Source organism: Microbacterium laevaniformans, from assembly GCF_016907555.1.
GTDB classification, from domain to species: domain Bacteria; phylum Actinomycetota; class Actinomycetes; order Actinomycetales; family Microbacteriaceae; genus Microbacterium; species Microbacterium laevaniformans.
In genome coordinates this window covers 162,513-175,284 of sequence record NZ_JAFBCE010000001.1, presented here as the reverse complement: position 1 = coordinate 175,284, position 12,772 = coordinate 162,513, and the positions used below count along the sequence as shown (strand labels likewise).

The 12,772-nt window shown below is 71.1% G+C and carries 14 protein-coding genes; 1 reads left to right on the top strand and 13 read right to left on the bottom strand.

What is annotated here, in order from left to right; translation table 11 throughout:
• The 3 genes from JOE53_RS15050 to dhaK are packed head-to-tail and all read right to left on the bottom strand — an operon-like array spanning position 1 to position 2,403.
• Positions 1-750 carry an HPr family phosphocarrier protein gene (locus tag JOE53_RS15050; protein WP_204946463.1) on the bottom strand — a complete coding sequence of 250 codons (750 nt, stop codon included), beginning with the start codon at positions 748-750 and terminating at the stop codon, positions 1-3.
• Positions 747-1,409 (bottom strand): dihydroxyacetone kinase subunit DhaL, encoded by a 663-nt coding sequence (gene dhaL / locus JOE53_RS00730; protein ID WP_061682786.1) that lies wholly within the window; start codon positions 1,407-1,409, stop codon positions 747-749. Before dhaL ends, JOE53_RS15050 begins: the two co-directional genes overlap by 4 nt.
• 1 nt (position 1,410) lies before the next feature.
• A complete protein-coding gene (gene dhaK, locus JOE53_RS00725) occupies positions 1,411-2,403 on the bottom strand; it encodes a dihydroxyacetone kinase subunit DhaK (protein WP_036286005.1) in 993 nt (330 codons plus the stop codon).
• Between the two features lie 184 nt (positions 2,404-2,587).
• On the opposite strand from dhaK, the gene JOE53_RS00720 reads away from it, so the two are divergent.
• Positions 2,588-3,370, top strand: coding sequence for an IclR family transcriptional regulator (locus tag JOE53_RS00720; protein ID WP_204946462.1), 783 nt, complete (start codon positions 2,588-2,590; stop codon positions 3,368-3,370).
• A 31-nt stretch (positions 3,371-3,401) separates the two neighbouring features.
• Here the strand turns inward: JOE53_RS00720 and lysS are convergent, their stop codons facing one another.
• From lysS to ftsH, 10 genes are all read right to left on the bottom strand, one after another.
• A complete protein-coding gene (gene lysS, locus JOE53_RS00715; protein ID WP_204946461.1) occupies positions 3,402-4,952 on the bottom strand; it encodes a lysine--tRNA ligase in 1,551 nt (516 codons plus the stop codon).
• 80 nt (positions 4,953-5,032) lie between these two features.
• Positions 5,033-5,734, bottom strand: coding sequence for a DUF2520 domain-containing protein (locus JOE53_RS00710; protein WP_204946460.1), 702 nt, complete (start codon positions 5,732-5,734; stop codon positions 5,033-5,035).
• Positions 5,731-7,338 carry a PH domain-containing protein gene (locus JOE53_RS00705; protein WP_204946459.1) on the bottom strand — a complete coding sequence of 536 codons (1,608 nt, stop codon included), beginning with the start codon at positions 7,336-7,338 and terminating at the stop codon, positions 5,731-5,733. Before JOE53_RS00705 ends, JOE53_RS00710 begins: the two co-directional genes overlap by 4 nt.
• Positions 7,335-7,937 carry a PH domain-containing protein gene (locus JOE53_RS00700; protein WP_204946458.1) on the bottom strand — a complete coding sequence of 201 codons (603 nt, stop codon included), beginning with the start codon at positions 7,935-7,937 and terminating at the stop codon, positions 7,335-7,337. The genes JOE53_RS00705 and JOE53_RS00700 overlap by 4 nt, the downstream gene beginning before the upstream one ends.
• Complete coding sequence (locus JOE53_RS00695; protein WP_061682792.1) at positions 7,882-8,376, bottom strand: DUF3180 family protein; 495 nt, start codon at positions 8,374-8,376, stop codon at positions 7,882-7,884. The genes JOE53_RS00700 and JOE53_RS00695 overlap by 56 nt, the downstream gene beginning before the upstream one ends.
• A complete protein-coding gene (gene folK / locus JOE53_RS00690; RefSeq protein WP_061682793.1) occupies positions 8,373-8,960 on the bottom strand; it encodes a 2-amino-4-hydroxy-6-hydroxymethyldihydropteridine diphosphokinase in 588 nt (195 codons plus the stop codon). Before folK ends, JOE53_RS00695 begins: the two co-directional genes overlap by 4 nt.
• The gene (folB, locus tag JOE53_RS00685) at positions 8,957-9,331 is read right to left on the bottom strand and encodes a dihydroneopterin aldolase (protein WP_061682794.1); all 375 of its coding nucleotides are present in this window, start codon (positions 9,329-9,331) and stop codon (positions 8,957-8,959) included. Before folB ends, folK begins: the two co-directional genes overlap by 4 nt.
• On the bottom strand, positions 9,328-10,152 hold the full coding sequence (folP, locus tag JOE53_RS00680) for a dihydropteroate synthase (protein ID WP_061682795.1): 825 nt from the start codon (positions 10,150-10,152) through the stop codon (positions 9,328-9,330). The genes folB and folP overlap by 4 nt, the downstream gene beginning before the upstream one ends.
• Complete coding sequence (folE, locus tag JOE53_RS00675; RefSeq protein ID WP_061682796.1) at positions 10,149-10,739, bottom strand: GTP cyclohydrolase I; 591 nt, start codon at positions 10,737-10,739, stop codon at positions 10,149-10,151. The genes folP and folE overlap by 4 nt, the downstream gene beginning before the upstream one ends.
• Positions 10,740-10,748: 9 nt before the next feature.
• Complete coding sequence (gene ftsH / locus JOE53_RS00670) at positions 10,749-12,758, bottom strand: ATP-dependent zinc metalloprotease FtsH (protein ID WP_204946457.1); 2,010 nt, start codon at positions 12,756-12,758, stop codon at positions 10,749-10,751.
• Positions 12,759-12,772: the final 14 nt, after the last annotated feature.

The following is a 12,772-nucleotide window of genomic DNA, read 5'->3' as shown; positions in this document are numbered from 1 at the left end:
TCAGGCCGGCGCCTGGTCGAGCTCACCGAAACCGTCGTCGACGAGCCGACGAACCGTTTCGACGGCGGCAGCGGCATCCGGTCCGCTCGCGCTGATGCGCACGGTGGCGCCGCCCCCGGCTCCCAGCGCGAGCAGCCCGATCATGCTGCGGGCGGATGCCGGGCCGGCACCGGTCGTCACGTTCGCGATCGAGACGTCCGCGTCGAAACCGCCGACGGTCTTGACGACGAGGGCCGCCGGTCGGGAGTGCAATCCCATCGGGTTGCGCAGCACCGCGTCGACGGACACGTCCCCCGCCGCGGCGTCAGCGGCGGCCGTGGAGGCCGCCCCGGGCGTCGGTGCGTCCATGGATGCCGCGGGGGCGTGCGCCTGCTTGGCCGCCAGCGCAGACGAGACCTCCGTCGCGACCTCGTCGAGACCGCCGCCCGTCGCCGCGCGCACGAGTCCGGCGGTGATGCCCTCCACGAACGGGCCGTCGCTGATCCGCACGGGGACGGTGCTCGTCCGCAGGTCGAGGGCGAGCTCCGAGCTGAGCACCGCGGAGCCGAGGTCGGTGATGATCAGCACGCCGTCGGTGTCGGCGAGCGCGTCGATGGCGTCCGCGATGGCCGCCGCATCCGTGCCGAAGCCACCGTCTGCCCCCGAGGCGATCCGCACGGGCGGCGCCTCGCCATGGATCATCTGCATCGCCAGGTCGACGGCGGCCTCGGCCAGAGCCTCACTGTGCGAGACGACGACGAACCCGATCACGCGGCTTCCTCGGCAGCGGCATCCGCGAAGGCTCGCAGCAGCAACGCTGTCGACGCCGACCCCGGGTCCACGTGACCGACGCTGCGCTCACCCAGATAGGAGGCGCGACCCTTCCGCGCCACGAGCGGCTCGGTGTCTGCGCTGCCCTGCTCGGCGGCGTCAGCCGCTGCCGCTGCCGCGTCGGCGAGCGTTCTCCCGCTCGACAGTGCCGTGTCGAGAGCCTCCAGCGCCGGGCCGAACGCGTCGATCATGGTTTTGTCACCCGACTGGGCGTGACCTCGCGCGACGACCGCAGCGACGCCGGCCGACAGCGCGTGCGCCCACTCCGCGGCCGACATCGATGCTCCGGCGGGCGCGTTCTTGCCCATGTCGAGGAACAGGGTGCCGTAGAGCGATCCGCTCGCCCCACCGACCTTGCTGACGAGGGTCATGCCGACGGCCTTGAAGAACTCCGGCACCGTCTGCGGCGGGGTGGCATCCAGCTTCGCCACGATCGCCGTGAAGCCGCGGAGCATGTTCGTGCCGTGGTCGGCGTCGCCGATCGCAGAATCGAGCGCGGTGAGGCGGTCGGCCTCCGTCGTCAGCCGCGCGGCGCTGAGCCGCACCCACCGGTCGAGAACCTCGAGCGTCACGGTGTCGGTCGTCGCGGCATCCGTCATCTCAGCGTCCCCACCGCAGAGCGCTCGTCTCGACGGGCGCATCCCACAGGCGCAGCACCTCGTCGTCGGCGCGCAGAAGAGTGAGCGAGCAGCCCGCCATGTCGAGGCTCGTGACGTAGTCGCCGACGAGGCTGCGGGCGACCGTGACCCCCTTCGCGGCGAGCGCGTCGGCGATGTCGGCGTACATCACGTACAGCTCGATCAGCGGGGTGCCACCGAGTCCGGTCAGCAGTGCGATCACCGGAGCGCCGGTGAAGTCCAGATCGGCGGTGATCGCCTCGACGAGCTCGGCGGCGATGTCGTGCGCGGGAGCGAGCGGCACGCGCGTGCGGCCCGGCTCGCCGTGGATGCCGACTCCCATCTCCATCTCGTCGTCCGGCAGATCGAAGCTGGGGTGGCCCACGGCGGGAACGGTGCAGCTGGTGAGTGCCACACCCATCGAGCGCCCGTGAGAGGCGACGTGTTCGGCGACCGCCTTGACCTCGGCGAGGCTCTTGCCCTCCGCCGCCGCTGCACCCGCGATCTTCTCGACGAGCAGGGTCGTGCCGACACCTCGACGTCCGGCCGTCCACGTGGAGTCCTTCACCGCGACGTCGTCGGCGACGATCACCGACTCCGAGGCGATGCCCTCGTCGGCGGCGAGTTCGGCCGCCATCTCGAAGTTGAGCACGTCGCCCGTGTAGTTCTTGACGATGAAGAGCACGCCCGCACCGGAATCGACGGCCTGGGCCGCGGCCAGCATCTGATCGGGCGTCGGCGAGGTGAACACTTCACCCGCGCACGCGGCATCGAGCATGCCCGCGCCGACGAAGCCGCTGTGCAGGGGTTCGTGTCCCGAACCCCCGCCCGAGATCAGCGCGACGCGACCCTCACGGGCAGCGTTGCTGATGACCACGCGATTCTCGTGGTCGACGGTGAGCTCGGGGTGGGCCGCCGCGACGCCGCGCAGGGCATCGGCGAGCACCGATTCGGCCGAGTTGATGAGCTTCTTCATGTGCGGGTCTCCTCTTCACTGAGTTGTCGCAGGTGGTTCTCGCCGGCGTTGTTCGACGGCCTCGTCGCGGGGGTGGCTTTTCGACATCATCGACTGCGATTCGTCTATGTCGAATATCTGCCCCATTTGCACCGGTGTCAAGAGGTAGTGTGACGTCAACCGTCCGCGCGCGAAAGGTCTCGGGATGATCCAGTCCATCGACCGCGCCGCGCGCATCCTCTCCCTGCTGCAGGGTGCGCGGCGCCTCGGCATCAGCGAGCTCGCCGTCGCCCTCGACCTGCCGCCGTCGACGGTGCACGGCCTCGTGAAGTCGCTGCAGGAACACGGTCTGGTGATTCAGGAGGCGCGCGGCAGCCGCTACGCCCTCGGCCCGGCGCTGCTCACCCTCTCGAGCGTGTACCTCGACACCCTCGACGTGCGCGCACGGTCGCTGCGGCGCATGCACGACCTGTCGCATCGCACCGGACTCGCCTGTCGGCTGGGTGTCGCGCACAACACCGACGTCCTCGTCATCCACCACGATCGCCGTCCCGACGGCACCGAGCAGATGCCCGAGACGGGGGTCACCCTCCCGGCCCACGCCTCCGCCCTCGGAAAGGTGCTGCTCGCCTACGACGACGACTTCCGCACGGAGGTGCTCGCTCACCCCCTGGCCGACCTGACCGGCGACACGGTCACCGACGCGGCCGCGCTGCAGGAGCAGCTGATCGTCGTGCGGGACGGTGCGCTGGCGACCGAGGACGAGGAGGCCGTCATCGGCGACGCCTCCGTCGCCGTTCCGGTCACGGGTGAGGACGGGACGGTGGTCGCAGCTCTCGGGGTCGTGTTTCCCGCCCCGGCATCCGCACTCGATGCCGCCGTGCTCAAGGAGCTGCGCGACGCGGCGCAGGCGATCTCCCGCGACCTCGGCGCCCCGGGCTGGCCACCGCGAGCGCTCGGCGGTCTGATCAGCACCACCGGTCGTTGAGCGCGCGCAGCGCGTCGACACGCTCCGCGGGCTACTTCACCAGCGGGAAGAGGATCGTCTCGCGGATGCCGAGTCCGGTGATCGCCATGAGCAGACGGTCGATGCCCATGCCCATGCCGCCGGTCGGGGGCATGCCGTGCTCGAGCGCGCGCAGGAACTCCTCGTCGACGCGCATCGCCTCATCGTCACCACGGGCCGCGAGCTTCGCCTGCTCGACGAAGCGCTCCCGCTGGATGACGGGGTCGACGAGCTCGGAGTACCCCGTGGCCAGCTCGAAGCCGCGCACGTACAGGTCCCACTTCTCGACGACACCCGCGACGGTGCGGTGCTCCCGGACGAGCGGCGAGGTGTCCAGGGGAAAGTCCATGACGAAGGTCGGCCGCTCAAGGCCGCCCTTCACGAAGTGCTCCCAGAGCTCTTCGACGTACTTGCCGTGCGTCGCGACCTTCTCGGGAACCTCCACGCCCACCGACGCGGCGAGCGCCTTCAGCTCGTCCAGCGGGGTCTCGGGCGTGATGGTGGTGCCCGCGGCATCCGAGAGGGACGCGTACATGGAGATGCGATCCCACTGGCCGCCGAGATCGAACGCCGTGCCGTCGGCCCAGGTGACCGTCGTCGAGCCGGCCACGGCGATCGCGGCGTTCTGGATGAGCTCCTGGGTGAGATCGGCGATGCCGTTGTAGTCGGTGTACGACTGGTAGGCCTCGAGCATCGCGAACTCGGGGCTGTGTGTGGAGTCGGCGCCCTCGTTGCGGAAGTTGCGGTTGATCTCGAAGACGCGGTCGATGCCGCCGACGACGGCGCGCTTGAGGAACAGCTCGGGAGCGATGCGCAGGTACAGCTCGGCGTCGAACGCGTTGGAGTGCGTCACGAAGGGTCGCGCCGCAGCGCCGCCGTGCTGCACCTGGAGCATGGGGGTCTCGACCTCGAGGAAGCCGTGGTCGGTGAAGGTCTGACGCAGCGACGCGTTCACCTTCGCGCGTGCGATGACCGTCTCCCGCGCCTGGTCGCGCGCGATGAGATCGAGGAAGCGCGAGCGCACCCGGCTCTCCTCGCTCAGCTCGCTGTAGAGGTTGGGCAGGGGCAGCAGCGCCTTGGCCGCGATCACCCAGTCGGTGACCATGATCGACAGCTCGCCGCGGCGGCTGGAGATGACCTGGCCCGTCACCGAGACGTGGTCGCCGAGGTCGACGAGGTCCTTCCAGGCCTGCAGCGAGTCTTCGCCCACCTCGGCGAGCGAGACCATCGCCTGGATACGGCTGCCGTCGCCGGCCTGCAGCGAGGCGAAGCAGAGCTTGCCGGTGTTGCGGCTGAACACGACGCGTCCGGCGACCGACGCGGTGACACCGGTCTCCGCGCCCGCTTCGAGATCGGCGTAGCGCGCACGCAGAGCGGCGATGGTGTCGGTGACCGGCACGGCGACCGGGTAGGCGCCGCCCGCGGCATCCGTCCGCTCGGCGAGCAGCCGCTCGCGCTTGGCGAGACGCACGGCCTTCTGCTCGTGCACGTCGGCGAGGTCCGCTCCCTCGGCGTCAGGGGCGGCCGGGACGGGCGTGGACGCGGCGTTCGGCGTCTGAGTCATGGTGCGGGGCTCCTCGGAATCGACGTTCCAGTCTATCGAGGCGCGCCCGCGCGCCTTCCGGCGCACCGCGACCCGCGCGGTCAGCCGCCGAGGACGTCGTCGATCAGCGGCGACCCGTCCTGCAGCGCCCGGTCGACGGCCGAGTGCACGAGCGTCGACAGGTAGCGTCCGGGCTCCTCAATGCCCGCCGAGCGCAGCAGCGACGTCGATTGGCGGACGACGGATGCCGAGAACGCCGTCGCCGTCGCGATGGCCTCGCCGTACGCGGCGCGATCGGCTTGGGCGACGACGACGGGCTCGCAGCCCAGTTCGACGGCGAGTGCCTGCGCGATCGGCAGCACCGCGGCCGGCGCCGTGACCGCCGCGAACGCATCGTGCAGCTGCCGGAGGTCCATCGAGCTGCCCGTGAAGGTGACTGCGGGATGCACCGCGAGCGGGATCGCGCCGCGGCGCGCCGCGGGGGCGAGCACGTCAGTGCCCCAGGCCGGGTCGGTGTGCAGAACGAGCTGCCCGACCTGCCAGCGATCGAGTTCGGCGAGACCGGCGACCAGGCTCGGCAGTTCGTCGTGCGGAACGGCGATCACCACGAGCTCGCTGCGGCGCACGATCTCGTCGGCGTCGAGCACGGGAACCCCGGGCAGAATCGCTTCGACCCGGTCGCGGTCGGAGCCGGCCGTGATGCCGACGAGGGCGTGTCCGGCGCCGGCGAGAGCCGCCCCGATGACGGGGCCGACGCGCCCGGCGCCGATGATCCCCACTCCCAGTCTGCTCGCGCCGCTCATGCGCGTCCTTCCTCTTCGTCGATGGTCGCGATCGTCGTCGGTGTCGGGTCGGCCGGCGGCGCGGCATCCCACCGGTGTGAACGATCGCTCGCGGCGGCCTCGATCACCGCCGTCGCCGCCTGCTGCCACACGGCGACCGCATCGTCTCGGTCGAGCGCCCCGACGGCTCCGGGCACCTGCCCGGCGACGGTGTGCCCGGTGAGGGTCGCCGCCTTCTGCGAGCGGCCGATCGGGCCCTGAGACAGCGCCACCGACTGCAGGCGCGCGAGCGGGAGGATCACGAGCGAGCGCCAGATGAGTCCGCGGCGAAGCAGGATCGCGTCGGGGGTGAGCAGCACACCGTTGCGACGCCACGACAGCGGCCGCAACCACCACGCGCGCCGCGGGGTCGTCACGTACGGGTCGCTCTCGTCGTACGGGCCGAGCAGGCCGTGCACGACCAGTTCCTGCCACTGCGCAGCCGAGATCCCGGGAAGGAACAGGCGGAGCACCCGCTCGACGTCGTCGCGGGTGCCGACGGGCAGCACGTCCGCGAACTGCTGCGACTGCGCGTCATTGGCCGAGCGCCCCGAGAGCCGGTTGACCCGGATCGACCACCAGCCGCAGCCGCGCCAGAGCAGCGGCTGACGGATCTCGAAAGCGTGCACGCGTCCCGGCGGCAACGTCTCGGTGATGGTCGTGAACAGTCCGAAGGTGATGCGCACCCCCGAGGGCGTGGGGGCGATCGAGTAGCGCAGCGCGCGGGTGATCGTACGGAACCAGTAGGCCGCGAACCCCAGCGCGGCCGGCACGAGCGTGAACAGCACCCAGGGGGTGCCGACGACCGAGCCGACGATGATGGCGGCGACCACGACCAGCAGCCACAGCGTCGACCCCGACAGCAGCCGAGAGCCGATGAGTCTTCCCGGCGGGATGTGCACGACGGATGCCGGTTCGGCGACGGGTTGTTCGGCGCCGTCGATCAGCCCGGTGAGCGCCGCGCTGACGGTGGCGACGGCAGCCCGCCCGCGGGGCACGGATCCTGCGGCATCCGAGGCTCGCGCGAGCTGGCGGCCGGAGGCGAGGCGAAGGATGTCGGCGCGCACGGCCTCGGCGTTGGTGGTCGAGAGGTATTCGAGCTTGACGTTGCTGTCGAGTCCCGCGCCGACGACCTCGAGCTTGGCCGCGCCCAGGAGCCGCGCGACCATCGGGCGGGTCAGGTTGACGCCCTGCACCCGATCCAGCGGCGCGCGGCGGTGGGTGCGGAAGAGGATGCCGCTTCGCACCTCGACGTCGTCGCCGGTGATGCGCAACGTGTGGAAGCGCCACGACAGCCAGAAGCCGCCCAGCAGGAGCAGCAGTACGGCCAGCACCGCCACAAGCGCGAGCAGGATGAGGTTGTTGCTGACGACGTAGTCGACGGGGTCGGCCTCGTAGCGTTCCAGGTCGGCGACGGCGGGGAAGAGCCAGCCGATGATGCGGTCGCGCAGGTTCGTGATGACGATGCCGAGCACGACGACGAGGAACAGCCCTCCGCGCAGCACGGGGGTGAGGGGGTGCAGCCGGTGCCACTCGCCGTCGCTGAGCGGCGAGCGCACGTCGGCGACGGCGGCGGGATCGGTCACAGGCCAGTCCGTCGGGTCTCTGCCACCGCGATCAGGGTGTCGCGCAGCAGCTCGGCGGCGGGCTGCGTGAGCCCGGGGATCACGACACCGGTGGTCGCCGCGGCGGTCACGAGCTTGAGCTGAGCGATGCCGAAGACCCGGTCGAGGGGACCGTGGGTGATGTCGACGAGCTGCATCCGGCCATAAGGAACCGCGACCATCCTCTGCCAGAGGATGCCGCGGCGGAACACGAGGTCGTCCTCGCGCAGCTGGTAGCCGTAGGCGCGGGCCTGGCGCGGGAGGATCACGAGCGTCCACACCGTCACGACCGTGACGACACCCGCCGGAATCCACACCCAGCCGAGCCGCAGCAGGACGGCGCCGACCACCGCGGCGGCGAGGACCAGCGCGAGGACGGCGAGCGTCGAGATCAGCCGCACCCAGACGTAGTTGCGCGACAACAGGTGCCAGGTGCCGTCGCCGAGCGGCAGCCGGTTGGCGCTGCGCGGCTCGAGGAGGCGGTCGTAGGTCCCCGCGTCGAGCACGCCACCCCCGGGCTCAAGGTCAGTCGTGGTGGGAGAGGCCGAACCCTGGTTCGGGAGGTCCGGGGTGTTCGTCATCGTCGTCCTTCCGGATGGTGCAGAGGTGCTCGGCGACGAGCCCCGCCGCGACCAGCACGAGGCCGCCGACGATCGCGGCGATCACCGGTCCTGTCGAGCCTAACGAGGGCGCGACCGGTCGCGTGATCAGGAAGGCCAGAAGTCCCGCCGCGACACCGGCGACACCGGCGCCGACGAGGGTCGACGCCTTGGCCAGCATCGCGACGCGGACGGCCCGGAAGGGATCGACCGGCGCGGTCTGCGCACCGGCGGTCGCCCGACGGATCGGCAGGGCGAACAGCACGAGGGCGATGCCGAGCAGCACGAGCAGGATCGGCAACAGGAACGACGGCGTGAAGGTGGGGCGCCCTGTCGCCGTCAGCACCTGGTCGACGGCGAACCCGAGGAACACGCCGATCGCGATGGCGACGACGATCGTGCCCGCTTTGGTGCGCTTCACGCCGCGCCCCCGTCCGGCGCCGGCTCTGCATCCGCGGACGCCTCGGCATCGCGCAGGTCTGCGAGGAGGTCGCGCACGCGACCGACGCCGGGCAGCACGGCCTCGGGGTCGACCTGCAGCCACGGCTCGAGCACGAACGTCCGCTCCGCCGCGCGCGGGTGCGGCAGGGTCAGCGCCGGATCGTCCGAGCGCACGTCGCCGTAGGCGATGAGATCGAGATCGAGCGTGCGGCTCTGCCAGCGGAGGTCATCGACCCGGCGCGGCGGCCGGCCGTGCGCCTCCTCGATGGCGTGGAGGTAGCCCAGCAGCACGGAGGGGGCGAGACGGGTCGTCACGAGCGCGACCGCGTTCAGGTAGGCCGGCGCGTCCGCATCCGGACCGTCCAGCGTCAGCGCGACCGTTTCGATGGGCGCGGAGGCGACGACGCGCGTCGTCAGCGGCAGGCGCGCGAGCTCTTCGAGGGCCGCCGTCATCGTCGCCTGCCGGTCGCCCAGGTTGGCGCCGATCGCGATCACCGCGATCGTCTCGGCGGAGTCGCGGGCGGGCATGTCGTCGGAGAAGCCCTGCGCGAGGCGGCGGTTCATGTGGGCACTCCTTCACGGGCGCGACGGATCGTCACGCTCACATCGTCGAACGGCACCGCGATGGGCGCCTGCGGTTTGTGGATCGTGACCTCGACGGCATCCACCCGGGCGTACGCGAGGGCCCGATCGGCGATGCGCTGCGCGACGGTCTCGAGGAGGTCGGCCGGGTCTCCGGAAAGCACCGCGGCGACCTGGTCGGCGAACTCGCCGTAGTGCACGGTGTCGGTCACGTCGTCGCTGCGGGCGGCGTCGGCGAGCGAGAGCTCCAGCACGACGTCGGCGATGAAGATCTGGCCCTCGCGACGCTCGTGCTCATAGACCCCGTGGTAGCCGGTGGCGCGGATGCCGGTGAGGGTAATCCGGTCGCTCATGCGCCTCCTCCGTCGTTCTGGCCGCTCCACCGCGCCCACACCGTCAGCGCGTCGCGGGTGGCTGCGGCGTCGTGTACGCGCACCGCCCACACGCCGGTCTGGGCCGCGAGCACGCTCGTGACAGCGGTCGCGAGGTCGCGTCGCGGGGTCGAGACCTCTGCGCCGTCGGCATCCGCCAGCGCCTCGGCGAGGAAGCGCTTGCGACTGGTGCCGACGAGGACCCGCGGCCCGATCGCGACGATGCGCTCGAGGGCGCGCAGCGCCTTCCAGTTCTGCCCGCCGCGCTTGCCGAACCCGATCCCGGGGTCGAGGATGACGCGGTCGGGCGAGATCCCGGCGGACGCCGCCGCCTCGAGGCGCCCCTCCAGTTCGACGACGAGCTCACGCGCGAGATCGTCGTAGGCGGCGCGCGCGTACATGTCGGCGGAGTGCCCCCGCCAGTGCTGCAGGACGACGTCGACACCGGATGCCGCGACCACCCCGAGCATGTCGGCATCTGCCAGCCCACCCGAGACGTCGTTGACGATGCGCGCGCCGGCATCGATCGCCGCCTGCGCGGTGCTCGCGTTCATCGTGTCGATGCTGACGAGGGCGCCCTCCGCCGCGAGCGCCGCCACCACGGGCAGCACGCGCGCCTGCTCCTCGGCCGGGGCCACCCGCTCGGCGCCCGGTCGCGTCGACTCTCCGCCGACATCGAGGATGTCGGCGCCGTCGATGCGCAGCGACAGGCCGTGCGCGATCGCGGCGTCGGCCGCGAGGAAGCGCCCGCCGTCGCTGAACGAGTCGGGCGTGACGTTGACGATGCCCATGATCGCGGTCATGCGGGCGTCCCCGTCACGAGCATCATGATCTCGGCGCGCGCAGACGGTTCGGCGAGCTCACCGCGCGCGGCGATGGTGATGGTCGCGGCATCGGGCTGGCGTCCCCCGCGCATCGTGACGCACTCATGATGCGCGGCGAGCACGACGAGCACGCCGCGCGCATCCAGGGCCGCGGCGATCGTGTCGGCGATCTGCTCTCCCAGCCGCTCCTGCACTTGCGGTCGCGCCGCGAGCACGTCGACGACCTTGGGCAGCGCCCCGAGGCCCACCACCTGCTCCCCCGGCAGGTAAGCGATGTGCGCGCGTCCCGCGAACGGCAGCAGGTGATGCTCGCAGACGGAGCGGAAGCGGATATCGCGCAGCAGCACCGCACCGGAGGGCAGCGTGTCGGGCGCCGGCCCGCGCGAGACGCTGATGGTGTGGGCCAGCGGCTCGGCGGCATCCTGCCCCACCCCGGAGAAGAAGTCGGCGTAGGCGTCGGCGACCCGCTGCGGGGTCGCCTTCAGCCCCGGGCGGTCGGGGTCCTCCCCGATCGCGACGAGGATGTCGCGCACGGCGGCGGCGACGCGGTCTCGATCGACGGCCACGTCACGAGCCTAGGCGGTGGCGGGGCGCGCCTGCCCGCTCGGACGTCGCTGCGCCGCCGTCTGCGCCGCGGGCTGCTCCTCCGCGACGGATGCCGCGGCCAGCCCGGCCTCGTCCTGACGACGGGGCACGTCCACCGGCGGCAGCATCGAGACGGGGCGGTCGTCGCTGGAGAGCCACTGGGGGCGCGGCGGCAGCTTCTTGACGTCGCGGAAGATCTCGGCGAGCTCGAGGTGGTCGAGCGTCTCCTTCTCCAGGAGGGCGAGGGCGAGCTTGTCGAGGATGTCGCGGTTGGCGTTGATCACCTCGTAGGCCTCGTTGTGGGCCTGCTCGATGAGATCGCGCACCTGCTTGTCGACGCGCTCGGCGATGCGCTCGGAGAAGTCACGGCCGTGACCCATGTCGCGGCCCATGAAGACCTCGCCGGACGACGAGCCGAGCTTGACGGGTCCGACATCGGTGGTCATGCCGTACTCGGTGACCATCTTGCGGGCGATGCCGGTGGCCTTCTCGATGTCGTTGCTCGCACCGGTGGTCGGGTCGTGGAAGACGATCTCCTCCGCGACACGGCCACCCATGGCGTAGGTGAGCTGGTCCTGCAGCTCGTTGCGGGTGACCGAGTACTTGTCCTCCAGCGGCAGCACCATCGTGTAACCGAGGGCCTTGCCGCGCGGGAGGATCGTGACCTTCGTGACCGGGTCGGTGTTGTTCATCGCCGCCGCCGCGAGGGCGTGACCACCCTCGTGGTACGCGGTGATGAGCTTCTCCTTGTCCTTCATGATGCGCGTGCGACGCTGCGGACCGGCGATGACGCGGTCGATGGCCTCGTCGAGTGCGCGCATGTCGATGAGCTGCGCGTTGGAGCGCGCCGTGAGCAGCGCGGCCTCGTTCAGCACGTTCGCGAGGTCGGCACCGGTGAAGCCGGGCGTCTTGCGCGCGATGACGGCGAGGTCGACCGAGGGCGAGAGCGGCTTGCCGCGGCCGTGCACCTCGAGGATGCGCTGGCGACCCTTGAGGTCGGGGGCATCCACGCCGATCTGACGGTCGAAGCGGCCCGGGCGCAGCAGCGCCGGGTCGAGGATGTCGGGGCGGTTCGTGGCGGCGATGACCAGCACCGAGGCCTTCGGGTCGAAGCCGTCCATCTCGACGAGCATCTGGTTGAGCGTCTGCTCGCGCTCGTCGTGACCGCCGCCCATGCCTGCGCCGCGGTGGCGGCCGACGGCGTCGATCTCGTCGATGAAGATGATCGCCGGGGCGTTCTCCTTGGCCTGGTTGAACAGGTCGCGCACGCGGCTCGCGCCGACGCCCACGAACATCTCGACGAAGTCGGAGCCGGAGATGGAGTAGAACGGCACGCCGGCCTCGCCGGCGACGGCGCGCGCGAGCAGGGTCTTACCGGTTCCGGGAGGGCCGTACAGCAGCACGCCCTTCGGGATGCGGGCGCCGACCGCCTGGAACTTCGCCGGGTCCTTCAGGAAGTCCTTGATCTCCTGCATCTCCTCGATGGCCTCGTCGGCACCGGCGACATCGGCGAAGGTGACCGTCGGGGTCTCCTTCGTCACGAGTTTCGCGCGCGACTTGCCGAACTGCATGACCTTGCTGTTGCCGCCCTGGGCCGCGGAGAAGAAGAACCAGAAGAGCAGACCCAGCAACAGGATGGGGATGAGCAGCGACAGCAGGCTCTCGAAGAAGGTGGTGCGCGGGACGACGTCGTTGTAGCCGTCCTTCGGGGTCGCGGCATCCACGGCCGAGACGACCTCGCTGGCGCGCGCGCCGACGTAGTAGAACTGCACCTGGTTGGCGCCCTGGAACGGCGCGGACAGGGTCATGTCCACCCTCTGGTCGCCGTCGGTGTTCGTCACCTGTGTGACGGTGCCGCCCTTCAGGAGGTTCAGACCCTCCTGCGTCGTGATCTGCTTGGCCCCGGTGAGCGTCGAGATCAGCGACATGCCGATCAGCAACAGGGCGCCGATGAGCAACACGTAGACGAACGGGTTGCGGCTGAGCTTCTTGAAGTCCATGATCCGCTCAGGGT